Origin of the sequence: Bradyrhizobium altum, from assembly GCF_020889705.1 — a bacterium.
In the GTDB taxonomy this organism is placed as follows: domain Bacteria; phylum Pseudomonadota; class Alphaproteobacteria; order Rhizobiales; family Xanthobacteraceae; genus Bradyrhizobium; species Bradyrhizobium altum.
The window spans coordinates 1-25,799 of sequence record NZ_JACMYP010000022.1 but is presented as its reverse complement, the minus strand read 5'-3'; the positions used below and the strand labels follow the sequence as shown (position 1 = coordinate 25,799).

19 protein-coding genes and 3 pseudogenes are annotated in these 25,799 nt (G+C 62.0%); 12 read left to right on the top strand and 10 right to left on the bottom strand.

The window, feature by feature from the left end; genetic code table 11:
- Positions 1-296 precede the first annotated feature (296 nt).
- The 3 genes from H8B02_RS08995 to H8B02_RS08985 all read left to right on the top strand — a co-directional run bounded on the left by H8B02_RS08995 (position 297) and on the right by H8B02_RS08985 (position 3,403).
- Positions 297-1,520 (top strand): acyl-CoA dehydrogenase family protein, encoded by a 1,224-nt coding sequence (locus H8B02_RS08995; protein ID WP_229165902.1) that lies wholly within the window; start codon positions 297-299, stop codon positions 1,518-1,520.
- An 84-nt stretch (positions 1,521-1,604) separates the two neighbouring features.
- The gene (locus tag H8B02_RS08990; RefSeq protein WP_229165870.1) at positions 1,605-2,972 is read left to right on the top strand and encodes a styrene monooxygenase/indole monooxygenase family protein; all 1,368 of its coding nucleotides are present in this window, start codon (positions 1,605-1,607) and stop codon (positions 2,970-2,972) included.
- 89 nt (positions 2,973-3,061) lie between these two features.
- Positions 3,062-3,403, top strand: coding sequence for a hypothetical protein (locus H8B02_RS08985; RefSeq protein WP_229165869.1), 342 nt, complete (start codon positions 3,062-3,064; stop codon positions 3,401-3,403).
- Positions 3,404-3,647: 244 nt separating this feature from the next.
- On the opposite strand, the gene H8B02_RS08980 is transcribed toward H8B02_RS08985, so the two are convergent.
- Positions 3,648-4,187 (bottom strand): GNAT family N-acetyltransferase, encoded by a 540-nt coding sequence (locus H8B02_RS08980; protein ID WP_229165868.1) that lies wholly within the window; start codon positions 4,185-4,187, stop codon positions 3,648-3,650.
- Between the two features lie 468 nt (positions 4,188-4,655).
- On the opposite strand from H8B02_RS08980, the gene H8B02_RS08975 reads away from it, so the two are divergent.
- The 3 genes and pseudogenes from H8B02_RS08975 to H8B02_RS47990 all read left to right on the top strand — a co-directional run bounded on the left by H8B02_RS08975 (position 4,656) and on the right by H8B02_RS47990 (position 6,740).
- A complete protein-coding gene (locus H8B02_RS08975; RefSeq protein WP_229165867.1) occupies positions 4,656-5,132 on the top strand; it encodes an Lrp/AsnC family transcriptional regulator in 477 nt (158 codons plus the stop codon).
- 933 nt (positions 5,133-6,065) lie between these two features.
- Positions 6,066-6,503, top strand: a pseudogene (locus H8B02_RS08970) (autoinducer binding domain-containing protein); the annotation flags it as partial.
- A 45-nt stretch (positions 6,504-6,548) separates the two neighbouring features.
- Positions 6,549-6,740 (top strand): helix-turn-helix domain-containing protein, encoded by a 192-nt coding sequence (locus H8B02_RS47990; RefSeq protein ID WP_312000741.1) that lies wholly within the window; start codon positions 6,549-6,551, stop codon positions 6,738-6,740.
- A 126-nt stretch (positions 6,741-6,866) separates the two neighbouring features.
- Here the strand turns inward: H8B02_RS47990 and H8B02_RS08960 are convergent, their stop codons facing one another.
- From H8B02_RS08960 to traA, 5 genes are all read right to left on the bottom strand, one after another.
- Positions 6,867-7,187 carry a transcriptional repressor TraM gene (locus tag H8B02_RS08960; RefSeq protein ID WP_229165866.1) on the bottom strand — a complete coding sequence of 107 codons (321 nt, stop codon included), beginning with the start codon at positions 7,185-7,187 and terminating at the stop codon, positions 6,867-6,869.
- 535 nt (positions 7,188-7,722) lie between these two features.
- Positions 7,723-8,340: a TraH family protein gene (locus H8B02_RS08955; RefSeq protein WP_229165865.1), complete on the bottom strand. Its 618-nt coding sequence runs from the start codon at positions 8,338-8,340 to the stop codon at positions 7,723-7,725.
- Between the two features lie 11 nt (positions 8,341-8,351).
- Positions 8,352-9,488, bottom strand: a complete 1,137-nt coding sequence (locus tag H8B02_RS08950; RefSeq protein ID WP_229165864.1) for a conjugal transfer protein TraB — start codon at positions 9,486-9,488, stop codon at positions 8,352-8,354.
- A gap of 19 nt (positions 9,489-9,507) precedes the next feature.
- Entirely contained in the window at positions 9,508-10,041 is a 534-nt protein-coding gene (gene traF, locus H8B02_RS08945; protein WP_229165863.1) for a conjugative transfer signal peptidase TraF, read from the bottom strand.
- On the bottom strand, positions 10,038-13,346 hold the full coding sequence (gene traA, locus H8B02_RS08940) for a Ti-type conjugative transfer relaxase TraA (RefSeq protein WP_229165862.1): 3,309 nt from the start codon (positions 13,344-13,346) through the stop codon (positions 10,038-10,040). Before traA ends, traF begins: the two co-directional genes overlap by 4 nt.
- A gap of 249 nt (positions 13,347-13,595) precedes the next feature.
- Between traA and traC the strand changes: the two genes are divergently transcribed.
- The 4 genes from traC (at position 13,596) to H8B02_RS08920 (ending at position 16,407) form a co-directional block, all read left to right on the top strand.
- Entirely contained in the window at positions 13,596-13,856 is a 261-nt protein-coding gene (gene traC / locus H8B02_RS08935; RefSeq protein WP_229165861.1) for a conjugal transfer protein TraC, read from the top strand.
- A 4-nt stretch (positions 13,857-13,860) separates the two neighbouring features.
- A complete protein-coding gene (gene traD, locus H8B02_RS08930) occupies positions 13,861-14,076 on the top strand; it encodes a type IV conjugative transfer system coupling protein TraD (protein ID WP_229165860.1) in 216 nt (71 codons plus the stop codon).
- On the top strand, positions 14,063-15,994 hold the full coding sequence (gene traG, locus H8B02_RS08925) for a Ti-type conjugative transfer system protein TraG (protein WP_229165859.1): 1,932 nt from the start codon (positions 14,063-14,065) through the stop codon (positions 15,992-15,994). Before traD ends, traG begins: the two co-directional genes overlap by 14 nt.
- 200 nt (positions 15,995-16,194) lie before the next feature.
- Complete coding sequence (locus tag H8B02_RS08920) at positions 16,195-16,407, top strand: hypothetical protein (RefSeq protein ID WP_229165858.1); 213 nt, start codon at positions 16,195-16,197, stop codon at positions 16,405-16,407.
- 282 nt (positions 16,408-16,689) lie between these two features.
- On the opposite strand, the gene H8B02_RS08915 is transcribed toward H8B02_RS08920, so the two are convergent.
- From H8B02_RS08915 to H8B02_RS08900, 4 genes are all read right to left on the bottom strand, one after another.
- Positions 16,690-21,552, bottom strand: a complete 4,863-nt coding sequence (locus H8B02_RS08915) for a shikimate kinase (RefSeq protein WP_376711627.1) — start codon at positions 21,550-21,552, stop codon at positions 16,690-16,692.
- A gap of 1,178 nt (positions 21,553-22,730) precedes the next feature.
- Positions 22,731-23,051, bottom strand: coding sequence for a thioredoxin (gene trxA, locus H8B02_RS08910; protein ID WP_229165900.1), 321 nt, complete (start codon positions 23,049-23,051; stop codon positions 22,731-22,733).
- 752 nt (positions 23,052-23,803) lie between these two features.
- Complete coding sequence (locus H8B02_RS48850; protein ID WP_376711626.1) at positions 23,804-23,998, bottom strand: HNH endonuclease family protein; 195 nt, start codon at positions 23,996-23,998, stop codon at positions 23,804-23,806.
- A gap of 489 nt (positions 23,999-24,487) precedes the next feature.
- Positions 24,488-24,934 carry a DUF262 domain-containing protein gene (locus H8B02_RS08900; RefSeq protein ID WP_312000740.1) on the bottom strand — a complete coding sequence of 149 codons (447 nt, stop codon included), beginning with the start codon at positions 24,932-24,934 and terminating at the stop codon, positions 24,488-24,490.
- Between the two features lie 147 nt (positions 24,935-25,081).
- Between H8B02_RS08900 and H8B02_RS08895 the strand changes: the two are divergent.
- Positions 25,082-25,323, top strand: a pseudogene (locus H8B02_RS08895) (WGR domain-containing protein).
- A 108-nt stretch (positions 25,324-25,431) separates the two neighbouring features.
- A pseudogene (locus H8B02_RS08890) lies at positions 25,432-25,599 on the top strand (HU family DNA-binding protein); the annotation flags it as partial.
- Positions 25,600-25,799 lie beyond the last annotated feature (200 nt).

Sequence of the window (25,799 nt, the reverse complement as noted above, 5' to 3'; positions counted from 1 at the left end):
GATCGATCGCGTTTCGACACGATCCGACGCGTCGATCGGGGGGTCACGGAGAAGACTTCATTCGCGATCGATATAACCGCGAGCATCGCAGTCTTTGTCGCCGACCGTTGCGTCACTTCAGGCGACATCGATCGGCAAGCTCACACAGCAGATTTTCCTTCGCGCGACGCGAAGCCCCAAACGATTGTGTTGCATCCGAACAGAAATTCAGTCTGGCCCTCGCACGCGAGCGGGGTATTCTTCGAGACAACAATTCCATCCATCCAAGAACTCATGTAACCAGCAAACGCAGCACGATGACCATTCATCCTGGCAGACCGAGCATCAGCGACGACGCCCTTCACAAGCGTTTCGCTCCAATTTTCGAGACGATCGCGGCAGGTGCGGTCGCGCGCGAGCGAAACCGCACGCTACCGATCGAGGAAATCAGGCTGTTGAAGGAAGCCGGCTTCGGAGCTTTGCGTGTGCCGATCGAGTTCGGAGGGCTCGGCGCGACGCTCCGCCAGACGTTCGAGCTGCTGATCGAGCTCGCGGCCGCGGATTCCAACCTGCCGCAGGCGTTACGCGCACACTTCAACCTGGTCGAAGACTTGCGGCTGAACAAGGATGAGGCAGTTAAGGCACGATGGCTCGGAGCTATCGCGAACGGCGCGCTTGTCGGGGTCGCCGTCACCGAGCCAGGCGTTGGTGCGGTCGATCGCTACCGGACCGCCGTCACATCGGAAGAAGCCGCGCTGCGGCTCAACGGGCTGAAGTATTACACGACCGGCACACTCTACGCCGACCACCTTCTCGTCGCGGCCGACCAAGACGGCAAGCGGGTTACTGTTCTGGTTGACACCAGCCAGCCAGGCGTCAACGTTGAGGACGACTGGGACGGCTTCGGCCAGCGGCTCACTGCAAGCGGCACGGCGGAGTTCAAGAATGTCACGGTCACCCCGGATCGGATCATCGGTCCCGGCTACGGCACGGAAGGCCGGGTATTTGGAACGGCCCATGTTCAGCTGATCCTGCTCGCCACGCTCGCAGGGATCGCGAAACGCGCCGCGGCGGATACGAGCGACTGGATCAAAGCACGAACGCGCACGTTCACCCATGCCGTCGCCGACCTGCCACGCAACGATCCCCTGGTGCAGCAGGTCATCGGCCAGCTCCTCAGCGCCGCGTTTGGCGCGCGAGCAACGGTTCTCGCCGCGGTCGACGAGCTCGCGCAGACGCTTGATGGTCGCCACCAGGACCCGCAGCAGCTCGATGCCTCCGAACTTGCGGCGGCGCAGGCGCAGGTGACGGTCATCAAGCTCGTGCTCGACGCCGTGACCACGCTTTTCGAGGTGGGCGGTGCCTCCCTCAGCTCGGAGAAGCTCGCCATCGATCGGCACTGGCGAAACGCACGTACCATCGCTTCCCACAACCCCGCGATCTTCAAACTCCGCGCAATCGGTGCGTACGAGCTGAATGGCGCGGCGCTTCCATATGCCTGGAGTGCCGGCGTTCGTTCCACACGACAACACGCCAGTTAGCAGGCGCTCGTTTGACCGCTTTACGCCGTGCCGAGAGGCACGCCCCCCATCGCCACCAATCCATTATTCCATCAGGAGAGCCAAGTGTCCAACAAGCGGACAGTCGCAATTATCGGAGCGGGTCTAGCCGGAACGACGGCCGGACTTGGCCTCGTCAACGCAGGATTTGACGTCACCATTTACAGCGACCGGGACCGCGCGTCGCTACGCAACGATGTGCCTCCTACGGGAACGGCTGTCTATTTCGGCAAATCCCTCGAATACGATGCCGAGGTCATCGAGGACCTCTATGACGCCGGAACCAGCACAGGGATGAGCGTCCGGATATTCTCCGGCACCGGCGAAACCCGAACACCCGTTATCGAGTTCGACCGTCCCTTCAACTATCGGGCGCAGGCGGTGGATACGCGGCTGCGTGCCGACGACCGCCTCGGTCGCTTCCTGGCGCGAGGCGGAAAGTTCGTCGTGCGTACGGTCACGACGGAAGATCTGGACGCAATTGCAGCAGACGCCGATCTTACCCTCGTTGCGACGGGCAAGGGCGGATTGTCGACCCTGTTCCCGGTTGACCCCGATCGCACTGTCTACGCCGAACCGCAGCGGCACCTGTTGCTCGCAACATTCAAGGATCTGGATCGTGCCGATCATCAGTTCGCCTATCGCAGCTCGGACGGCGCCAGGCACAACTGGTTCAACATCCATGCCGATTTCGGGGAGACGTTCTTCGGTCCTTATCTGCACAAGGATCTCGGCGCCACCCGGGCGTTCATTGGCTTCGCCAAGCCCGGCAGCCCCTGGATCGACATCTTCAACACCGTAAAAGATCCTCAGAGCGCGCGCGACGCCGTGGTGAAGCTGTTCGCAACCTATTTCCCGGAAGATGCGGAGCTGATCGATCAGCTGAAACCCTTGCACGAGGATCCACACTCCTGGCTTCTCGGCGCGGTCTCACCGACTGCTCGACGCGCCGTCGCCCGCACCAAAAACGGACACGCTGTTGCAGCAATCGGAGATGCGGCAGTCTCCTTTGATCCGCTCGGCGGTCAGGGCGCGCAAAATGCAGTTGTCCAATCCGTGCTACTGATCCGCGCGCTGAAGGAGCACAAGGACAGGATCACCTACGAATGGCTGCAGGATCAATTCGACAAGCATTGGGACCACCGCGCCAAGGCCGCGACGGAAGTTACTCGGCTGTTTCTCGGCGATAAGAAATACGCAGCGCATGCGGAACTGCTATTTCCAGCCGCTGCTGTCAACGCAAAGATCGGAAGCGCGTTCTTCGATTTTCTCTCGGAGCCACAGCCGTTGCTCGGTATCCAGAGCCGACAGCAAATAGTCAAGTTCATTTCGGATCTGGCGGGTGAGCCAGCGGACAAGGTCTTGGCAACGTTCAAACCGCCGGAGCAACTTGCGCACGCGCAAGCGGTCGAGCCCGCGCTCGTCTCATCATAAGCGACGGAGTCCACTACCTGGGCGATGTCGGTCGCTGCCAGGAGATGGACATGGTCCATCATCACGCATCATGAGCACACTCCGTCGCAATGGCCCGACGTGCGCGGCACAATATCCTCAAGCTCAACCCCCGCGGCGGTAGCGGCGTGAAAATAGGCTCGTATGAGGCGGTCGCTCAGTATTATTATGAAATCGACAACAAGGAGCGCGCTATCGAATTGGTGGAGCTGTCGCTGGGGTCGCTTGGCACTCTGGATGTGATCGAAGAGGACTGGAAGGAGCGTGCGGCATCGCAATTGGTTCAAACGCTGGCCAACTACAAGGGTAAGAGGGTATGCCATGGCCGATTTTGCGCAACTCCGGAACAAGCGGTTACGGAGGGTAACCGGCGGGCAGCAATACCGATGGAGCCCCATGACGCAGGACCATGACCACGCGATGGTCTACCCATTCCGTCGGGCTTTCGGGTGCAAATTTCAAATTGAGGCAATCTGCAGTTGCGGGCCCAGCAGCATGAGCGCGCGCTGCATCGCCCTGACCTCGTCCCGGGAGCGCGCATCCATAGGTATCGAACGTCCTGGCCGCCCGTCAGCATAACCGGCGTCGGCTGACCGGGCCTCGTATCTGATCAGGTGCCCCGTGTCGTGGCAATCCGGCCGCGTGGTGCGTCGAAATTCACAGCTCCATGTATATGACCTCAATAGGCATGCCGCCGAGACCGTGAGAGAACGAGCCTCGGCCCACGCTGCGAAAGCCGCATTTTCGGTAGAAGCCTTCGGCGTTGATCGTCGCCTCAAGCCTGATTGGCCCGCTATGGCCCAAGCGCGCTTGCGCTATACCGATCTCGAGCAACCGCCGGCCAAGTCCGACGCCTGCTGCCTCGGGCAGTATGAACAATCTGGTTACCTCGCCAGGCTCGACGTCGACAAATGCAACCACGACGTCTCCGCGCTGACACACGGTCATCCGTCCCTTGGCAATAAGGCCTTCGTAAAATATCGGCGTACGCTCCCCCATCCAATTCTCGATTTGAGCCCGCGAGTAGGATGCGCCCGCAAGCCCAGCGATCGACGCCTTGGTGATGTTGAAAACCGTTTCCGCATCTTCCCGACGTGCGGGCCGAAAGGAAAATTTGCCGTCGGCTATCATGAAAACCCGCGTTCCAAATCGCTTCGTCTGCCTTTCAATCTGCGAAATCGCCGTGGCGTCAGTCAACAGTGCGCGTCAGCCGGTGGTGATGTTCCGATCCGCTGAGAGCGCGAAGTGCCAGAGGCGCTAACGGCCCCGACCAGCGAAGTCGAAGCAATTGTCGACATCGGAACCGTTCGCCGAAGACCGAAGTAAAATTCTTGAACGGCGGCGCATCGAGGCGAGCATCCAGCGTCCACTTTTGCTGTTAACCGCGAGGTGTTCCGGCTCCGTCGCAAGATCATCTGTGAGCTTCTTGTCTCACCAAGTTGACATGACCTGATCGACGTAGAAGCTGCGCACGTTGGTGATGCCCTGCCCGCCTTACGCCAACGGCAACCGTGCTCCCACGGCTGTTCCAGTCTCGCCCGCACCATCCCTGCTCGTTAGCTTGCTGTTCGAGCGCAGATTTTCGTCGTATTATTCTATCTTGGGATGATTTTCTGCTTCTTGGCAAGTTTTCAGAACTAAATCCACCTTAGGCTGGAGCGGATTATGCCCTACGACCGAATAGATGCCCGTATCCTCCAGATCGTGCAAAGGAACAACCGTCTAACCTCCGATGCGATCGGCGAGATGGCGGGGCTTTCTGCCACCGCGTGTCAACGACGACTGAAGAGACTTCGTTCCGAAGGTATCATCGAGGCAGACGTCTCAATCGTTTCGCCGAAGGCAGCGGGAAGGCCAATTCAAATGCTTGTGCTGGTGACCTTGGAGCGCGAGCGTTCAGACATCATCGACAGGTTGAAGAAGGCGATCAAAACGAACGATGAAATCGTCAACGGGTTTTACGTCACCGGCGATGCCGACTTGGTCCTGTACATGACCGCCCGCACCATGGAAGATTATGAGGAGTTCACCCAGCAATTCTTTTACAAGAACCCAGACATTAAGGGCTTCAAGACGATGGTTATCCTGGACCGCGTAAAGTCCGGCTTTGCCATTCCAATCGAAGCTCCAGCCCAGGATTGATCACCCCCCGCGACCACGAGAGCCGGACATCTCACTGTCGGACCAATCGCGAGCGACGCCTCGAGACTACGTCCTCGCCGACTGCAACGCTCGTCATCCAGCCGACGGACGTCGGCATTCGTGGCGAGTCCGAGAGGCCACCGTCGCAAAACAGCCATGGCATGGTTATCTGACGCCGCGAAGTCAGGACCTGTTAGCGAAGCCGACAGCCCTTCCCGGTAAACCCAACTCCGACCGGCATCAACATCAGACCAAGATGACCACGGCAACATTTCTGATTGGATCGCCGCACAGCCAGCTCCCTGAAGCGCGCATCCTCGTGCTGCGCTCCAGCTCGCGCAGTTCGTCTGTCGCCGGTGATGCTCCATGCAGACTCGCATTCCGCCGTCATATCCATGTTGAATGTGTTAGCCGATCAGGACCCATAAGGCGGCTGCAGGATGCGGCCATCTTCGGCGGTCATCCGCCATCAGCGCCACCACCGAGACATTCCCCATAGGCTTCTCCTATGACCGACCCAAAAGTGCCTATTTGTCTGTCCGGGCAGCGCGCGTTACTGCTTCAGCACGAAATGGTCGCGTGGTGTTGGCACCCGGCTCGTCTGCACGACGCAAAGCGCTATAGCCTTCACGCCGAGGACCAACGCAGACCCGAGCGTCCGATCCGCGGCAACCATTGAGCCTTGAGTTGAAGAGCCAGGTTTGGGGCTGCGGCCGGATCAGAACGCAGAGGGCCGGGACGCACGATTAGATGCGGGGTGAATAGTAAGCAAAGCAGGGAGGTTGAATTCCGTCGAGTCGCTCAAAACGGTCATCAAATCAGAACAATGACAGAACCGTGACGCTCATCCGACGAGCAAGGTCGCCATCGCGCGGACGCTCGGAAGATGAAGACTGGGAGGAACTTAAATTGGATGGGCAATTGCAGGCGTTAATGGACGCCATCGATCTCGCACGCGACGAGCGTTCCATTCGCAACGCGATCAAAAAGTTCACTGTCTCATCTGGCTTCGATCGCTATGCCTACATTCATATCAACGCCGATGATGTGGTCGCTTTGAGCGATTATCCCGCGGAATGGCAGAACCTCTATCTTCAAAGCATTACACGATCATTGACCCTGTCGTAACGACCGCCAAACGCAGCATGCGGATGTTCGCCTGGTCAGGAACGCGACGTGCGCAAGAGTTCGCGCGAGGTCAGGCAATTCTATTCCGAGGCAACTGACTTCGGCATTCGCTCCGGCGTTTCCATTCCGATCAGGACAAGCTATGGCCGCACCGCGATGATCACGCTCGCATCAGATCGTCGGCGGGTCGAGGTTCCGCCATGGGACCCGATGCAGGCGGCATTGGCGCTCGCCTACATTCATGTTCATCTTAGCCTGGCGTCTGCGTCGTCGTTCAAAACGGGGGATGTGACGTTGTCGACGCAGGAAGCGATTTCACTCAGCTGGTCTTCATATGGCAAGTCGATGAACGTGATCGCCGACTTGCTTGGGATCAAGCCACGAACGGTCCAATTCTATCTGGATAACGCGCGCGACAAACTCGGCGCCAGCAATCTCCAGCACGCCGTCCGCATCGCCATGGAGAAAGAGTTGATCTAGATCCGGCGTGAGCGCCCCGGGGCAGCACTCACTCTCATGTTGGGTAATGCCCCGAGCGAGACAAAGACGGAAGCCACGACGCCCACACCGGTGCGCGCTGATTCACGAAGTCTGCGAGTTTGCCGATTATCCGGCCGGTACCTTTGGAACGTAGCCGAGCCGATCGATCAGGTTGTTCAAGACAAGCTGGCGCGCCCGATGTTCGGCTTCCGCGTGTTCATGAATTCGTTGGAGTTCCGCCCGGCGTTCTGGGCCACAGTTTGTGTCAGTCTCTGCGGCTGCCCAGTCCAGTCGGGCGGTCTCTGCGAGCGCGACGCTAACCCGGTATTCGCGAATAGCATCGACGGTCAGGTGTTCAATCTCCGGTTGCGTCATTCCGCCAAAGATGCGATCGAGATCGCAATTGAGCCCGGTGCCGGGCGATTCATCATCCTTGATCGATACCATAACTCTCACACGGGCCTGGTCCGCGGTGCGCCCCCGCCGACGATAATCCTTTGATCCCTAGCCGGGGGTTGGAAACTGTGTCTAGACAGCCCTGCGACCTTTAGCACCGAGGCACCTGGACATACGTCACAGGCCCCCGGCCAATAGGTCAGAGGATCCTGATGCCGTCACGGCCGGCACCAACCGCTAGACAGAGGTTTCCACACCTCCAGGCAGTGCGTACTGCCCTGTGATTCCTTATAGATCGATCGGGGGTCTGGCGCCAGCCGTGGAGAATATGGCGGATTCAATCAAACCGGCTCAGTCTGAGCCGGCCAACAGCCGACCGAGATGAAAGGCGAGCCGGATGATTGACGGCGTACGACACCTGCTGATGAGCATCGGAAAAGAGTCCCCCGCGCCGGAACAGAATTGGCTGGATCGCCGAGCGGCTGCATCTCAGCATTACGGAGCTGATGGGCGATAACGCTGCTTTGCAGCTCCCCTATACCAGGCTTGGCTGTCCAGCCCCCATTGTCGCGACCCGCAGGCCGGCCTATTTCGGTTTGCTGACACCAATGCCGGTCAGATCGATCCGGATGCCCGCCTTGTTTGGGTTGTCCGGCTCCTGCGGGGTCCCATTGACCGGACCGCTCGCGGACCTCGCCGCGTCATTCCCGTCCACGGGCTCGTCGCCAGAGTCCGGCTGAGGCTTGCGGACCGGCAGACTACCGGGATCGGGTTCGTCGAACACGTATTTCCCGTCGAAATAACCGGTCTTCCACGCGTCAATCGCATCGCCGAACGCCTCGTCGACCGGTGCGCCATACCACTTCGTAACGATGCGATAGACCTTGCCGAAGAGTGCGGTTCCCATCCTGAGATTGGCACAGGCATCGATCAGATCTGGTTTGAGTTCGGCGACGTCGCTGATGCCGAGCCCGGCCGGATATTGGGTCACGCCGACGCGGACCATCGCTTGGCCGACGTAACGGCGGACCAACTCCATGGCGTCGTCTGGCGTCTTGGGCGGCGTCACGAGGATGACGCGGTTTCCAGTGCGGATGGTGACGGCAAGCGGATCGAGCGATCCGACGGCGCGGATGAACTTCTCGACGATCGCCGGCTTCAAATCTGGATCGGCACATTGATGAATGGTGGCGGCATCGATCATGATGAACCCCTTCAGGTGTTGAACGAGAGCACGAGCGGCAGGGCGAACAGGCGCGCCCAGGCTTGGGTGGTCGCTCTTTGAATCGGGAGGATGCCTGTGCCGGCTGTCCACCAATCGTTGCCGATCGCGACAAGCACGTCGGGCGAGTGGAGCATCGACTGCAGGACGGGCCAGACGAGCAACTGCTCGTAACAGATCAGCGGCGCGACGCGCCGGCCGGCCGACTCCACGATGGGGTTGCCGAAGAACGTGGCGCTGGCGCCTCCGCCCTGCCCCGTCCATGCGAGCCAGGGTTGCCACATCGAGATCGGCACCGGCATGCGCTCGCCATAGAGCCGGCGCGCGCGACCGGCGCTCATCTCCATCATGGTGTTGTCATAGCCTTGGCGATCGACGATCGCGGCACCGGCGATCACCGTGATGTCGGTGCCGCGAAGGCCGTCCATCCAGAAGGCGCTCGTGGTCGGCGTCCACAGCCCGGCGGCACTCTCGGGAAGCACGACAACGCGGGCTTCGACCGCGCCCACTTCGCGCACGCGCTGGAGAAGCGCTTGGGATTGCTCGAGGTCCGGGGCCCGGCCGAGCCCGCGTCCAAGCTTGGTATCGAGACCAGTCCATCCGTCTGGTTGGGCCGGCGCAATCCAGTGCGCCGCCGACCAAGCCCAGAAGCCGGCCGCGAGGATCGCTGCGGCAGGCCATGTGCCTGTCGTCATGGTGAGCAGGATAGCCACAGTCGCCGCCAGTCCCCACCATCCCCATCCGGGAAACAGGACACCGGCCGCCGTGATCGGCTGCGCCCATCCGACGACCCCGAAAGGCGGCACGCTCATCAAGACCGCCCCGAGCCCAAACCAAAGCGCCATCCCCCATCCCGGCCGCCTTTGCCACAGCACGGCGTGGACCAGGGCGAAGATCGCCGCCGCGCCGATCCACAAGGCGATGCCAACACCAAAATCTGTATCGTAGAAATTGACGACGCCTTGCGGCAGCCCACGCGAAGCCGCAAGGAAATAGGCCGCGCTCACTGCCGCTGAGATCAACCGCGACGGCGCGAACGCCCAAAGCGTCGGGAAGGCGCAGGCGAGCGGCAGAGCGAGTGGGTGACCGCACCAGGCAGCAGCCCCGACTGCGGCCGCGGCGCCGGCCATCGCCCCGCCGCGCCAGGAGCTATGGGCCGATGGCGAGGACCGGCCGGGCGAGGCCGAGAATGCCCGATGATGGGATCGGGCCAAAGTAGCGGGAATCATAGGAGCCTGCGAAGTCGGAGTGGAGATAGAGCTCGCCGGCGGGAATGACGCCGCCGGCAAACGGCGCGAGAGGACGGCCGGCGGCATCGGTATGCCGGACATCGGAATCGGGGAGCTGACGGCCGTCGATCGAGACCTGATCAGCCACATCGAGGCGTTGGCCGCCGATCGCGGCGACGGTCTTGATGAGGGGGCTTAAGCCCCCGGCGCAAAGTCCGCGCCGGAGGTAGCCGCGCGCAAAGGCGCGCTCGAACTCGGCCGTGTCCGGCGGACAGATGAAGACGAGATCGCCGACGGCGGCCTCACGATCCAGCGGCTCGATCCGCCAGAGACCCCGCGGATAGCTCGGCGTCATGTTGATGCGCAGTCCGGCGCACCAGCCAGCGCCCGCGAAGGCAGCGACGAGTCCGGCGCCCGCCGCCAGGATCAGCAAGGGGAGGTGCCGAATGCTCATTTCAGGGTCTGCCCCGGGCTTTCGGTTAGACGCTGTGCCTCGGCCTGCTTGAGGGCCTGCGCGGCACGCTCCTGGGCGGCGAGTTGCTGTGCCGCACGCATCGCAGGCCAGGCTTCCTTGAGCTGGTCACGACGCGCTGGATCCATGCCAGCCGCCGCCTTCTCGAAGGCCTGCCCCTTCGCCTCCCCGGCCGCGTTCGGCAGGAATGTGCGATCGCCAAAACGCTCTGCGACAGCCTTGTTGAAACCGTCGATTTCCGCTTTCACCATCCTGTCCGCGAGCGCGAATTCGAGCGCGCTGGGCAGGTCGTTGCGGTCGATGGCATCGCGCACGCGCTCGAGTACGCGACGCGCGTCGCGTGACAACGCGGGGATGTCGATCGCGACCCGCTGCCGGGTCGCGCATTCCTCGGCTTCATGCTTGTGCTCGGCCTCGGCCCGAAGACGTAAGTAACGCTCGATGTCGCGCTTGAGCGCCGGCACATTGGCCTCGGCGCGCTGGCGCTCCTGTTTGTCGGCCTTGCCCGCCAGCAGGCCGGTCTTGCCGCGCAGCGCCCCGAACGAGTCAGGGTTCGAGGCGAGCAGGGCGAGCGTCGAAGTCGCCGCGGCGGAATCTTTCAGCACGGCGTCGAAGTTCGTCGCGCGGAACGCGCGCTCGGGATTGGCAAAGACGAGGCGGAAGCGAGTGGAGACTTGCTCCCACTGCTGCTTGATGGCGGGATCGGCGAGGATCCTGTCCTCGACGGTGTCGATGAGGGATTTTGGAAACGTCATCACGCCGGCGACCATGGGCTTCTCCTCCTTGTGTGCGGTGCTGATGATGGGTTTGCGGCTGTCGATGAGGCCTAGTTTTTCGCCGAGCGCGCGCAGCCGACGGCCGACGTCGGCAAGGCGCAGCTTCTGACGAACCGTCCAGCGCAGGCGGTCGTTCAAGAGCGTGCGCGCCACCTTGACGATGTGCAGTCCGCGGTTCGCGGCGAAACGCAGCGCATCGCGATAGAGACTGCCGCGTTCGTAATCGAGCGTGGTTTCTTTCGCGCGGCGCTGCGACAGGATCGGGATCAGGCCGCCTGCCTTCTGGAACGAACGCCGGCCGTAGTAGAGCGCCACATCCTCGCGGTGGCGGGTCAGCGCGACGTAGCTCAGGTGCTTGTCGAGGGACAGCGTTGCCAGCACCTTGACCCGGTCGACCGTCGCTCCTTGCGCCTTATGCACGGTCGTCGCATAGCCGTGGTCGACATTGCGATAGAAGCGCTGATCGACCTCGACGCGGCGGCGGCCCTCGCCCTCGCCGATCTCGGCGACCAGGCGCGCCGGCTCGGCTTCCACGACCCTGCCGATCATGCCGTTTTTGACGCCGAGCGAGCCCTCGTTTTTCAAGAAGACGATCTGGTCGCCCGGGGCAAACCTGCGCCCGCCATCCTCGGTCCGGAAGGCATGTCCTGCTCCGACCAGACCGCGCTCGACGAGTTTAGCCCGCGCCATTTCGTTCAGCGCGCGGACGTCGCGGCGCAGATGCGCCAGGATCAATGTCGACTTGGACGGATCGTAGTCGCGATTCCAATCGGCGATCAGATTGTCGATCGCCTGCGCCTTCAACTCCGAGCCGAACAGACGTCCATGGTGACCATAGGCGGACAGGGCCTGCGCCGTCCGGCCACGGGCAAGATCGAGCGAGGCGTCGCGCATCCATTGCTGGCGCTGGCGATAGATCGTTTCGAGTTCAGCATAGCCGACGCGCTCGACGATCGCGCGGAATGCCGCCCCCGCTTCGATCGGCTGAAGCTGCTCGGGATCGCCGACCAGGACGAGCTTCGCTCCTGCCTTTGATGCTGTTTCGACGAACAGCGCCATCTGCCGCGAGGCGACCATGCCGGCTTCGTCCAGAACAAAAACCGTTCTATCATCGAGGCCGTCGCGCCCGTTCTTCCAACGCAACTCCCAGGAGGCCAGCGTGCGCGACTCGATGCCCGCCTCCTTCTCCAATCCCTCGGCCGCCTTGCCCGCCAAGGCGCCGCCAACGACGCGGTAGCCGGCGGCCTCCCACACCTCGCGCGCGGCCCGCATCATCGTGGTCTTGCCCGCCCCAGCCCGGCCGACAACCGCCGCGATCCTCTCTCCGGACGCCAGATGCTCGATGGCGGTGCGCTGCTCGACCGAGAGGTTGGTGTGCCGCGCGGACACGGCGGCGATGATTGGTGCCTTCACCGCGAATTCCTCCCTGCCCGAGAGGTGGACCGCGCGCCGCGCCATCTCCGCTTCGAGCCGGATCAGCTCGCGTGTCGTATATTTCGCCGGTACCCGCGCGCCCGTGGCGAAGTCGATCGTCTCGCCTTCCAGCCGCAGCGCATCGGGGCTTTGCAGCACCCGCGCCATCAAGTGCTGGAAGGTTCCGGCATCGTCGACATAGCGATGCAGGAGCTTGCCGACATCCCGCTCATCGAACACGCTCTTTTCCCGCGAAATCATGTCGAGCACGATCTCCGGACGGCGCTGGATTCGCCTGAGAGTTTCGGCGCGGTTCTCCTCGAAGACGCGCAGCCGTTCGAGGTCGGGATCGCGCCCCTCGCGCTCCGCCCGGCGCTGGATGGCTTTGGCCGCAACGCCGATATGGGTGGTTGGCACGACATCGATCCCACGCTCGGCGTAGGACCGCCCATCGACCCGAATCTCGTGACCGTTCAGGGCGAGATGCTGGTTCTGCAACTCGAGCCAGCCGTTGCGCTGCTCGAGGAACTCCTGTTTCTCGCCGGCCCAAAGCCGGTAGACGATCTTGCCGGACTTCATGCGCAGCGGCTGCCCGTCCTCACCGATAACCGCGACCCGCTTTGGCCCGAATCCACCCTCGGTGAGAGGCCGCAGCGTTGTCATGAGGTGGACATGCGGATTGCCCGGCTCGTCATGATAGACCCAGTCCGCAACCTGTCCGCGCGACAGCACCTGCTCCGCCACGAACTGGCGCATCAGCGCGATGTTCTGCTTAGGTGTCAGTTCGACAGGCAGCGCGATGATGAACTCCTTGGCGAACTGCGCATCCGCGCGCTTTTCGAAGGCCTCGACCTTGTTCCAGAAGGCCTCCGACGCACCCGCGATGGAGCGATCGGCGATCATCGTCCGAAGCCAGGCGGGCGCGTTCGGCGGAACCTGGAATTCCTCGTGGATCATCCCGCCCTTGTTGGAATAGTCGACGGTGCGGCCCTCGGCCTCGAATTCCATCTTCGCGCAATGCCGGTAGGCGGCAGCCAGCACGGCGCTGCGGCCATCGCCGCGTCCGATAAGCTGGGGCGTGAAATGGGTGATGGCCACGGCTGGAGCGATCCCGAAACGAGTGAACATGCTGTTCGTCGGAACCGGCCGCCTGTTCGAGGCGGGAAGCAGGACGTCGCGTCAGCGACGTATTACTGCGCCCTTGGGAAGCCGCTCCTTCGGAACGGCGGGATGATCTTCCAAAGCGTCGGCTTCGCCGACCCCGTTAATTACCCGGGTCGCGCTTCGCGCTCTCCCTGGCTTTCTTGTCACGCGCTTCGCGCAGTTCGATAGGAAGGGTCTTCCGGAATGAAAAAGCCCTCGCGGCAAATCAGGGACGAAATCGCACGGCTCCAGGACCAGCTGAAGCAGGCTGAGACGCGGGAGGCCGAGCGCATCGGCCGCATCGCGCTCAAGGCTGGGATGGGAGAGATCGAGATCGAGGAAGGCGCGTTGCTGTCTGCATTCGAGGAGATCGCTGGCCGGTTTCGCAAAGGCGGGAGCCGACCCGCCGAGGCGGCCACGGCCGTCCCGCCTGGCGCGTTTTCGGGCGTGGCTGAACAGGGCTGAACGCATGCGCCGCTCCGATGCCAATGACGCCCGCAAGAAGGACACACGGGAGAAGATCGAGCTCGGCGGCCTGATCGTGAAGGCCGGGCTGCGCTACGAGAAGCGCGCGCTGTTGCTCGGCCTGTTGCTTGATGCCGCCGATCGTTTGCGCGGCAACGAGGCGGAACGCGAGCGCCTGATGGCGATCGGCGCGAAGGCGTTTGGCCATGAGAACAAATAAGATCGCGCTGGCGCTCGCGCCGGCCGTGCTGATGGCGGGCTTGTGCCTTGCCCTCACCGGCATCGAAGCGTGGCTTTCGAAGTTCGGAAGAACCCCAAACGCGCACCTGGTGCTCGGCCGGATCGGCATCGCCCTGCCCTACGTGATCGCTGCGGCGATCGGCGTGGTCTTCCTGTTCGCGGCGGCTGGTGCGACAGCGATCCGCTGGGCCGGTTGGAGCGTCGTGTTCGGCGGCCTGCTGGTGGTCGCGATCGCCGCCTCGCGCGAGATCGCCCGCCTCCATTCCTTTGCCAATGCCCTGCCCGCTGGAGACCGGCTTGTCGCTTATGCCGATCCCTCGACCATCACTGGAGCGACGATCGCTGCGCTCGCGACCGTGTTCGGGCTGCGGGTGGCCATGAAGGGCAACGCCGCCTTTGCGGCCACAGCGCCGCGCCGCATTCGCGGCCAACGCGCCATCCATGGCGAGTCGGACTGGATGACGATGACCGAGGCTGCGCGGCTGTTCCAGGAGGCGGGTGGCATCGTGGTCGGGGAGCGCTATCGCGTCGATCGGGAAGCGGTCGCCGACCAGTCCTTCCGCGCCGACGACCCTGAGACATGGGGCAGCGGCGGCAGGTCTCCCCTCCTCTGCTTTGACGGGTCATTTGGATCGTCGCACGGCATCGTGTTCGCCGGTTCCGGCGGCTTCAAGACGACATCCATGACGGTGCCGACGGCGCTCAAATGGGGCGGCGGACTGGTCGTTCTCGACCCCTCAGACGAGGTCGCACCGATGGTCACGGGACACCGGCATGGTGCGGGTCGTCAGGTCTTCGTGCTCGACCCGCGCTCCTTAGGCGTCGGCTTCAATGTGCTCGACTGGATCGGCCAGCACGGCGCAACCAAGGAAGAGGACATTGCCGCCGTCGCCTCATGGATCATGACCGACAATCCACGCCAGGGCTCGGCGCGGGACGACTTCTTTCGTGCCTCGGCGTTGCAGCTGCTGACGGCGTTGACCGCCGATGTCTGCCTGTCTGGTCACACGGAAAAGAAGGATCAGCACCTCCGCCAGGTCCGCGCCAATCTCTCCGAGCCGGAGCCGAAGTTGCGCCAACGCCTGCAGACGATTTACGAAAACTCCGGCTCTGGATTCGTGAAGGAGAATGTCGCGCCCTTCATCGCCATGACCCCGGAAACCTTTAGCGGCGTCTACGCCAACGCCGTGAAGGAAACCCACTGGCTCTCCTATGCCAACTATGCCGCGCTGGTGTCCGGCTCGAGCTTCACGACGGCCGAGATCGCGGAAGGCCGGACGGACGCCTTCATCAATCTCGACCTGAAGACGCTGGAGAATCATGCCGGCCTCGCCCGCGTTATCATCGGATCGCTGCTCAACGCCATCTACAATCGCAATGGCGAAGTGACCGGCCACACCCTGTTCCTGCTCGATGAGGTCGCCCGTCTCGGCTACTTGCGCATTCTTGAAACCGCGCGCGACGCGGGTCGCAAATACGGCATCACCCTCTTGATGCTCTACCAGTCGATCGGCCAGATGCGCGAGGCCTATGGCGGACGTGATGCCACCAGCAAGTGGTTCGAGAGCGCGTCCTGGATCTCCTTCTCGGCGATCAACGACCCTGAAACGGCGGACTACATCTCGAAGCGCTGCGGTGACACGACCGTCGAGGTCGATCAACTGAGCCGATCCTCGCAGATGTCGGGTTCCTCCAGAACGCGGTCCAAGCAGCTTACGCGCCGGCCGCTGATGCTGCCGCATGAGGTCCTGCGCATGCGGACGGACGAGCAGATCATCTTCACGGCCGGCAATCCGCCGCTGCGGTGCGGACGCGCCATCTGGTTCAGGCGAGCTGACATGAGAGTGTGCGTCGGCGAGAACAGGTTCTACCGGAGAGAAGCTGGCGGGCGTAGCTGATGATCGTAGAATACGGCGACGAGGCAAAGTCCCTGGCGGGCCGTACAAGATCGGCTGGCTCCCAGGTAGCCCCTGATGTTTTCTCGCTTTTTCGCCGTGGGCGGGCGTCTACCGCGCCCAACTTGCACGCATTCAGCGCCCCAGAACCTAGCGCCGGGTTCCTTGTTGCCGTATTGTCATAGCTCTCCGGGAGCGGGATCATGGTCGAGCGGAACGGGATTGCGAGGACGCCGCGCGAGCATTTCAGGCGAACTGCAGAAGACGAACTCGAGAAGTTTGTCCGCAAAGAGATTGCATTCCAGCAAGCCGAGCGCATCGAGCGCGCAAGGGAGCTGCGCCTTCCTGTTCAGAACGAGATCGTACCTTCCGGGTCTGGACCGAGTTCGAAATTGATGGCACGACGATCTCCCTGACTGGGTCCGAGCTCAAGCTGGCTGCCGTGGGCGCACGGCAGCGTACGTGATCGTTGCAGTCAAGGACTGCTCGGGCACACGCCCCCCCCCCCCCCCCCCGGCGCAATTCCTTTCTGGGGGCAGAGCCGTCTTCTGATCTGCATCATCGACGGCACACTGTTGACTGCGCCCGCTGTTCTGCGGGCCGGCGACGAACATCGAGGAGCGGCGGCGTTCCCCTTCACTCCGATGGTGCCGCCGGATGGGTTCCATGACGCCGCCCCAATCGTAGCCTTCTGATGATCATCGTGCATGCGATGATGGGGACATGCTGATGGCGGCGCCGGAAGTACCGGAGACATTTGATATCTCGGCAGCGGGCAGAGCGGCTTCTCTGTCGCTGCACAGGAAAGCGTAGAGTTCCTTCACGCAAATGCGGGCGTCCTTCTTTTCTTTTTGAAAGGGCGGGACGATGGGCAACCTGATATCGGCCTTTTGGTAGAACGGACTGCGCTCTTCGTACAGCTGGTTAACCTTCTGCTCGATGTCGACGCCTTGCAGCAGCGGCCGGGTGGTGTCCCCCTTGAGGCGCCTGCGGAGCTCTTTCGGCTCGGTGTCGAGCCAGATCGACCTCGCCTTATCAAGGATCAGGGCTTGATTGGTTTCCTTGGCAAAGCAGCCGCCGCCGGTTGCGATGACGATGGGCCCTCTCTCCAGCTGCTTGGCGAGCTCTTTGGTCTCCAGGTCCCTGAAGTGCGCCTCGCCGCGGCCAGGGTCGTCGAACATCTCCTTCAGATTGCCGTGCGCGGCGACGATTCGCTTATCGATGTCGACAAACTCCACCCCCAACTCCTTGGCAAGCTGGGCGCCGATGCGCGACTTGCCGCTCGCCGGCATGCCGACGAGCACGACCGGCCGCGTACCGAGGGCCGCGAGGATCTCGCCGGCTTGCGGCGAGCGAGCGATTGCAATCTGTTGTCTTGCGACGGTGCTCGACCTGGAGGTCCCTGCCGCCCTCGACCTGCTTTCTCCTGACGAGCCCCAGTGTAATATGTCAAAGGCACCGCGCGGAATGGGGACCAGCTCGCATTCGCTCTGCGCGCGCTGCGCGAGCTCGGCCCGGTAACTGGCCGGCGTATGGAACTCGACCACGAAGCGATAGTTCTGCGCGGTTCTGAACGCCGTGTGAACGCCGCGTAACCGCGGCGTGTCCATCCTGATGAACCAGTTGGTGGTCTCGACCTCGTCGCAGTCCCGCTCCTCGAAGGCCACTTGCGCCCTCCTGAAGCCGCGCGTAAAATCCTCCTCCGGGATCTCGAAGACATGGCGCACGGCATTGGTGACCAGTTGGGCCTCCGGCGCCGCGCTCACGCTCTGGCCGGTCAACTCGTCGGCTACCGAGACCTGCCCGCGCGACCGTTGGTCAAGATGCGGCACCTTCACTTCGATGCCGTTCTGCCGCAAAAGCTCGGCAACCGCATGCACAGTTTCGGTAATCGCGCTTTCTTGCGCTTCGGCGGGGGCGGCTTCGAGCCTGGCGCGCTCCAGGGCCTCTTCGACGCTCAGCGTTATCCTGCTGGCGGGGTCGTCGTCCGCCGAGGTTGCTAAGGCGCTGGGCAGGATGCGCTTCTCGACGGCGAGTCGGACCGAGGCCTCCATGACCGAGGCTGCCAGCGTGGGGTTCTCCTTCAGATCCGCCAGGCTGCCAATGACGTCAAACCGGCCCTGGTGGAGCTTTGCCGCCTGCGCCTTGACATAGGGCGCCGGCCTGAAGCCCGGCCTCCGCTCCAAGAGCCGCCGCAATTCGTTGGCTTTTTGCGTGAACACCCGCGTACCGGTATCGGACTTGTAGGCATCCGTGCCGACCTTAATGCCGACGCTCAACAGATTGATGGCGCTTTCACGCAGATCGTCCGGGTTGTAGCCGTCGGGCCGCGGATCGATGCGCGGCTGGTAGTGGTTGAGCAGGAAGTCGATACGCTTCCTGGCGTCAGCGGCTGCCGGATAGGATTCGCTGAGTTTCGGGAAGAGCGCGCCGGCGTCGGCGCTGACGGCAGGCTTCGCGCCGGTTGAGGCCACGGATCGCGCTAACTGCTGCTTGACGTCCGACTGCTCATGAGCGGGCTCGCTATTGAGCTGCAGGTTCCAATCCTGGAGCTCGGCCACTAGCAAGGCGGCCAGTTCGCAGGCCACCGGATGCCTGGCGGCCTTGCTGTCTTCCCCCGCCCTGGCGATGAGCTCACGGAGAGTCTGGCCATCCGGCCGATCTTCCTGCAACAGTGCGAGGATGTCGGCCTTGAGCTCAGGATGAATGCCCTCGTAGGTGCCGAACATGGCACGCTCAGCAAACCAGCGTTGCGCCTCCAGCGGCTGCGCCAGCATGTTGCGCTGCAGGCAGCTGTAGGTCTCCAGCACGGGCCCGGAGGCCGACAGGATTTGCTTGGACCGGCTGAACTGGTAGCCGCCTTTCTCAATGGCCGGCGTGTGCGACTTCGGCGGCTTCAGCGAGGCGATGTCGCGCGCCTGCAGCTGCGCGTCGAACTGGCGCACATGCTCGTAAAGGCGAGGCCGGTCGCCGACGATGACGACGGCGTCGCCGTCAAAATCGCCGTCGAGCTTTTTTTGTTCGGCGCTCGGAATCGCAACCAAAGAGCCGGGCGCGAACACCTCCGTCGCCTGCAGGATCCCGACGCACTCGAGCGCGGTGTCGGCCTTGACCCGGTCCTTTTCCCCCAGCCAGCGCGAATGGCACTTTACGTCCTCGGCAGACATCACCACCCCGCGCTCGGCGAAGTCCGCCGGCCACATTTCGTCGGGCACAACGATCAAGATGCCCTTGGCAAAGAAAGTCGGATCGTCGGCGGCAAGCCCAGCCCCCGACCTGTGCGCGACGTTGAAGCTGTATTGGAAGGCCACGCACCGATCCAGGAATGCCGCGGTCCGATCGCCATCGCGCGCCGACCTGACCCGGTCGGCAGCGAACGGGCGCAGGTTGGGCTTGTCATAGGGAGAGCGTCCGACAAGCACGCCAGCGTCACGGGTCAAGGTCTTGCTCTTGGCCGTCGGCACATGCAGGTATTCGTCGCTGGACGGCACGGCGATAGCGCCCGAACCCCCAATATGCCCGCCCGTGACCGTCCGGAACAGCTCCTCGGCGGTGAGGCTTTGATGGGTTTCGAGCCAAGCCAGAGCCTTCTCGCGGGTCTCCTGTGCCACCTCGACGCTGCGCGGATAATGTTGCAGCGCCGAGGGCGGTACTGCCGATTGCCTTTTATCCGCAAAGGCCGGCATCCGCTCGGGAGCGTCGTGGCGAGCCCGGGCAATGGCCGGCATGCGCTCGGCCAGTGAGGCCCTGATGAAGCCGCAGCCGTCATGCGGCCGCAAGGCGATCTCGCCGTCTCGCCCCTCGAACCGGAAGGGATGCACTGCGCCTGCGGGGCGGTCGGGCAGAAGGGACAGCCTGAAGCGCCCTTCCAGCGCATAATCATGCGGGCCAACGTCGGAGATGCCCGGCGGCGAGGCAAATCCGCGGCGCTGGGTATAGTAATAGGCTTCTTTGAACGGCGCCCAGGCCCGCGACAGCTGCTCAAAGGCCGTACCCGGAGCCGTCTCGGCATAGGGGATCGCCAGAAGCTTGCCGCTTGGGGCCTCTTCGGCCGCGAAGGGCAGCTGAGAGGCAAGCTGGTTCAGGCTCTTTTCCGGCGGCTTCAGTTTGCTGCCGCCGAACAGGTCCATGCGGTAGGGCGCGCCCTCCACGATGAGCGTGCGTGTCAGCATGGCGCCAGTCGGAGCTCCCTTTAGCTGCACCGCCACCACCTTCACCGCGCCCGAGGTCAAGCGGTGGAAAATGGAATAGCGCAACTCGGCTTCGCCGACCAGCGGCCGACCTTGCATGTCAACCACCGGCAGCCGCATCAGTCCGGCATCGCCTTGCGGCGGTCTCGGCTCGTGGTCCATGGCTTGAAGGACCCGATGGACATCGAAGCTGGCGGCTGCATGCTGGGCCTGGACCATCGATGCGTTCTGCGCCATGAAGGTGTCGAGCGCTTCGAGCGGCTCCTTCGCCTCGATCTCGGCGATCACGTTCCAGCTCTTGTAGGAAAGGTCGCCGTAGATCAGGGCGCGGGCACTGTCCAGGATCTGCCTGGTCTTGCCGTGCAGCTCTTCTTGCCTGGCCTGCAAGGCGAGCTCGTCGCCGTCGACATAGGGCCGCCGGTAGAGCGTCTCCAGCACCGCCCGGCTCTTAAGCACCTGATAGATCGAAAGTGCCGGGAAGCGGCTTGCATTGGCGGCGTTGGTGCGCTCGGCCTGGTCTGCCTTGAGATGAGCATCGATCTTGTGTTCCACCACCGGCTGGATGGCGTTGAGCAGGTTCAGCGCCTGCCTGCGGTGCCAGCGCAACACCGGCTTCGGGCTGCGAGCCAGTGGCAGCAGGGAGGCGCAAAGATTGCCCATCGTCTCGAGGTTGTTGTCGCGCTTAAACTCGGGAGCGGCACGCAACTCCTCGAGCCTCTCCAGCCCCGGCTGTGCCAGCGCACCGAGATCGTCCAACAACTGCGCCTTGCCCAACGCCTTGAATATAATCGCGATGGCACGGACATCGGCCTGCTGCAGCCGATCCTCGGCATTTTGGAGCTGGTGCGCCAGCCGACGCAGCCGGTCCTTCAGCAAGGCGGGTTCGGCGACCTCGCCGGCGGCCTCTCCCTCCTCGATACTCCGCGACAGACCGTTGGCGACCCTGACTAGCGCAGGCGTGCTGAAAGTGCTGAAGCGACGGCCCTCGGAACCGAGCTCGCCGGCGATGGCAACGATCGCCCTGCGTGCTTTTTCTTCTTCCGGCCACTTGCCGAAACCGCTCACCAGATTGCCCAATTCTTCATCCGAGAATCCGTTGCCGTCGCGGGCAATCACCGCGCCGGCGATGGCAAGCGTCGCTTCACGCGTCTTCTGCTGGTTCGGCCATTTGCTGAAGCCGTACACCAAATCGGCCAACTCTGGATCCGAAAATCCGTCAAGATTGCCGTCGCGGGCAAGCACCGCCTCGGCGCTGGCAAGCGTCCCTTCGAGCGTCTTCTGCTGGTCCGACATTGCGTCGGAGATGCGGTGCGGGCCTCCTTCGCTATCAGGACGCACCGCTTGTCCGACCAACTCTCCGCGATCCAGCAAAACGCATCTCAGGGCCTGGGCGCCTTGATGACGCACGGGCTCGACGGAAAGTGATGAGCCGGCTTGCTGAACCGGGGTGGTCGGTTCACGGCCATGATCACGCTCGGCCGAAGCGGACAAGGTCAATGGATTGGCTTCCTGCCCGCCGCTGGCCCAATGACTGCGAGTGTCCATCTCCGAAGCGATACCGCCCGAGGAATCCAAGATGGCGTTGCGGTCGATGATCTCCGTAAGGCCGTCAGTAGCGCGTCCCTGTGACGGATTTCGCAAAAGGCGAGGGCCGTCAAACAATGCGGACTCACGATAGGGGCGATTCAGGCGAGGATTCGGGCAACGTTCAATCTCGGCCAGCACCTCGATGACGCCCGTAAGGCCGTCAGAAGTGCGCTCCTGTGACGGATTTTGCAAAAGGCGAGGGCTGTCAAGCAATGCGGACTCACGATAGGGGCGATGCAAGCGAGGAGGCGGGCGACGTTCAATCTCGGCCAGCACCGCGCCTAGCCGCGGCGACATACTACCGAGCGAATTGTCTTCCCGATCGGATGATTCCACCGAGCTCACTACGCTTGGCTGCTCCAGATTGTCAGTTGCTGACGGAGAAGCTTCCGTGCTCGCTTCCTGCGTAGCATTGGTCCACTCGCGCTGCTGGATTTCCACATCTTCTTCGATGATGGTATACAAAGCACGATCAGCCCGGCCTCGCTCGACAAAATCCATGCCTAGTCTCCCGTTTTAGAAGCCCCGCCGGCGGTTCTGATCACGGGTATAGCGGATTGCAGCTTACGAGATGCTGACGATCGCGACGAGAATCCCCGCGTCAGGGCGTCTCGTCACAAGACCCCAAGCTCGCCGAATAGCAACTATGGTTGGAAGCTCGAGATTTCCAAATGCAGCACGGCCCCAGCATCGTTTCTCGAGTTCGGTTGGGTGGCCCCTTAGCAGAAAGTAACGCGTCCGGCTAAGCTACCATCAGCCTCGCGTCATTTGCCGGCCGCTGAGGCCGCCTTCTCCCCGTTTCAGTTCCTGAGACTCGACCCGTATCGTCGTCTGGACAGCGGGAGCCTGGCTTTTCTCCGTCCAAGCAAATACCTAACCAACCAAGAGCCACTGATCCGTACGAGTGGAAATCAAGCGGCTACGCCAGGCCCGCGCCAATAAGACTAATTGAGAGATATCGATCAGGCAGCGTTCGAAATCCAATTCAAAAGAGCTGTTTTCGGTTTGGCGCCGACCGAGAAATCGGCCACCTCGCCGCCCTTGAAGATCGCGAGCGCCGGAATGGAGCGCACGCCCAATTGGGCGGCGAGTTCCGGGTTTTCATCGATGTTGAGCTTGGCGACCTTGATCTTGCCTTCCATCTCGACGGAGATTTCCTCGAGGCTCGAAGCAATCATCTTGCAGGGATCGCACCATTCGGCCCAGAAATCGACGAGGACGGGTGCTGCGGATTCCAGAACTTCCGACTGGAAGTTATTGATATCGACTTTCACGGTAGCCATGACTGCTCCTTTTTGAAGAAGATGTTGAACCAATGTGACGGTGCGGCGCAGAATTTTCAACTGTCAACCCGACCATGGTGGCTGTAAAACTCACGCGCGAACCGCTGCTGCCGGCTGTCCTTTGACAGCCAGCCTTACCACTAACACGCGGTTGCGTGCGCAAGTTTTTCAGGTTCATCCGCTAGTCGTCCGTTCTTTAATCGCAGGCACGGTGTCAACCCCGATCGACAAAAATGATCCGCTGCCGGGTTCATGGTTCTTTCCGCGGGTGACCCGAGCGCTCATTGATCGCAGCACCGCCCGAGCATCGGCGAGATAATCGAGCGCTTGAGTGAGCGACATGGGACGATTGAGCCGGCGTTCGGTGAGGCAGTGCGTAGCGCGGGTGTACCATGGGCCGTTCTTCACTACTAAAAGTGCGTCCCGACCATACTCGGCCGACGCGCGTCCCGCGGGTCACGCCACCTTGTAGCCGCCGGCATAATCGCGGTTGGCGCTCAAGACTTCAACTTGGGTCATGGGTCATCTCTCAGAGGGCGCCGGAGGCCTCTCCTCCGTTCTTCAACCCTTCACGGCGAAGCCGCAGGGGAAGGCTTTTCCCTCACGGCGTAACGTCGGAGTTAAGGAAGTCGGATCGACGTCTACGCGACGCCGGTTGAGCTCTGGTGGATCCTCGAGCTTATCGCAAAGCTGCTTTTGGCGAGCGGCAACAATGGAAGGAGTCCAATCGTTGTGCTCCAAAACCTGCGTCGTCAACACGAACGGCGACACGCCGTCTTTTGCGAAGTACGCCTTTTCTTGCGATCGAAGTCCCAATTGCTGGCCGAGGCATTTTTCTTCCTCGTCAGAAGAGCCAAATTTCCGAGCGAGTGAACGATGTCGAGGCGCTTCTGCGCGTCCGGAAACCACTCGATCCACTTGCTGTCTGCCCTCGGATTCTGCGGCATCACGTGCTCAGACGGTGATGGTATCGTAGTCGTAACTTGCGCCCCCGCCGGACATCAATGCGTCCAGACGAAGCAACACAGCGGACCGGGCGCGAGCGGCTAGTGTATCGTATAGAGGTCCGCTCAAAACCTTGAACGTCGCTGCCTGTTCGGCCTGCGAAAGCTGTAGCGCGGATTTCTCGCTTGCCAAATCATCACCGCTCTCGACTTACTTGGTGAGCCGTGAGAATTTCTCTATGCGGTCATTGAAACTGCTCTTACGGATCAACATGGAGTACGCAAGGCGCTCCAAGTCCCGGAAGAACGTCTCCATTTTCTGAGGCTGGCTGCGGTGGCGCACGGCAAAGGCTTAGGCGGGCGGTAGCCAATCGTCAAATTCGAGGCGGTTTAACCAGTTCAAAATGCTCGTTGACAACTTCCGCCTTTTCCGAGCTGACGTAAGCGGAATCGGTCAATTCAGCAAAGACCTTGCCGGTGGGAACGATGACATCATCGATCAGTTGCTTGGGTTTGTAAGCTTGCGCAACATGGTCGCGGAACTCTTTGAGGACCGTGCCTTTCCGGTTTCGCTTTGCGATAGATCATGCGAATGAGGCTGAGAAGCTCACTGAACTGATCGCGTCCCAAAGATTCTTCCAGATCTTCCCATTTCTTGGTGTAGGCGTCCCGTTGCCTGTCTTCGATCGCACCGACAATCTCGGCCTTTAAAATGTCGCCAGGTGCGAGTGGTAGACCACGGCTATTTAGAATCGAGAAGATGCGATACGCAGAGTCAAGGTCCCGGGTCGAGACAACGACGAGGAAGCAGCGCGTGACCATGAATTGTGCGAGTGTCAAGCGCTCCGCGACCGTCATCTGCTTAAGCCGCTCGTCAAAGTAAAGAGCGTTGCGGCGCAGGTTTTGGCGACTATCAGAATTTTGCTCGCCGAGGGCGATGAGCTTGGCTAAGCCGGAAACCTGCGGACAGAAGTCGGGAGCGGCTCACAGCGAAGAAAGCGAGGTATCGAGAGATTGAATCGTTTGGCCCCTATCGATTCATAGAAAGCATTGGGCCTCACTTCCACAGGAAGCGAGAATCCGCCTATGCCGAACCTCAAATTAGAACCGCTTCACCTTCGCCGCATCGATACCACGCGCAACATGCGGCGGTTTTACTTGCTTTCCATCCAGCCGACCTTGTTCGGCGGGATCTCGCTGATCCGCAACTGGGGCCGGATACGATGGTGTAAACCTTTGACGGCAGCGATGAAGCGGGCGACGCATTCGGACGACTGGAACGCGCCAAGAGCTGCCGCGGATACGCTGCTGTGGAGGAGAAGGCCTGATAGCTCGTCAGTTTTCCGTGGATTGTGGCTCCGCCTGTGATATCTGCCCTACCCGTCCGGCACTCTTCATGTCAGACGGAGGAAAATCACAGCAAGGGAGCCCATTCCCTGACGACCGCGAATGAGATTGCCGAAAACATCGCCGCCGAGTACAGCATGACAAAGACACGGGCGAAGGCTATCGTGGACGGCGTCTTCAAGGCGATTGCCGACGCAGCGGTGAGCGGTGCGGAGACAAGCATCCCGGGCTTCGGCAAATTCAAGGTCAGTGCGACGTGAAAGTCGCCTAAATAATTGTTTGTACAGGAGTTGTCTCATGGAACAAACCTGATGTTCCGTCATCAGTAGCCTACCGGCACATGCGGGACTGGTAACGGTCCGGTGTGAAGCTGCCGGGACAATGTAGCCGGGCCTTCGGGCCATGCCGATGCCGTGAGGCAGAGGTATCTTCTGCGAGCATCATTGCGGATGGGGCG

Coding starts and splice junctions, on each gene's coding strand:
- H8B02_RS08995 (WP_229165902.1), top strand. CDS start 297: ATGACCATTCATCCTGGCAGACCGAGCATCAGCGACGACGCCCTTCAC.
- H8B02_RS08985 (WP_229165869.1), top strand. CDS start 3,062: ATGGCCCGACGTGCGCGGCACAATATCCTCAAGCTCAACCCCCGCGGC.
- H8B02_RS08975 (WP_229165867.1), top strand. CDS start 4,656: ATGCCCTACGACCGAATAGATGCCCGTATCCTCCAGATCGTGCAAAGG.
- H8B02_RS08960 (WP_229165866.1), bottom strand. CDS start 7,187: ATGGTATCGATCAAGGATGATGAATCGCCCGGCACCGGGCTCAATTGC.
- H8B02_RS08955 (WP_229165865.1), bottom strand. CDS start 8,340: ATGATCGATGCCGCCACCATTCATCAATGTGCCGATCCAGATTTGAAG.
- H8B02_RS08950 (WP_229165864.1), bottom strand. CDS start 9,488: ATGGCCGGCGCCGCGGCCGCAGTCGGGGCTGCTGCCTGGTGCGGTCAC.
- traF (WP_229165863.1), bottom strand. CDS start 10,041: ATGAGCATTCGGCACCTCCCCTTGCTGATCCTGGCGGCGGGCGCCGGA.
- traC (WP_229165861.1), top strand. CDS start 13,596: ATGAAAAAGCCCTCGCGGCAAATCAGGGACGAAATCGCACGGCTCCAG.
- traD (WP_229165860.1), top strand. CDS start 13,861: ATGCGCCGCTCCGATGCCAATGACGCCCGCAAGAAGGACACACGGGAG.
- traG (WP_229165859.1), top strand. CDS start 14,063: ATGAGAACAAATAAGATCGCGCTGGCGCTCGCGCCGGCCGTGCTGATG.
- H8B02_RS08920 (WP_229165858.1), top strand. CDS start 16,195: ATGGTCGAGCGGAACGGGATTGCGAGGACGCCGCGCGAGCATTTCAGG.
- trxA (WP_229165900.1), bottom strand. CDS start 23,051: ATGGCTACCGTGAAAGTCGATATCAATAACTTCCAGTCGGAAGTTCTG.
- H8B02_RS48850 (WP_376711626.1), bottom strand. CDS start 23,998: ATGCCGCAGAATCCGAGGGCAGACAGCAAGTGGATCGAGTGGTTTCCG.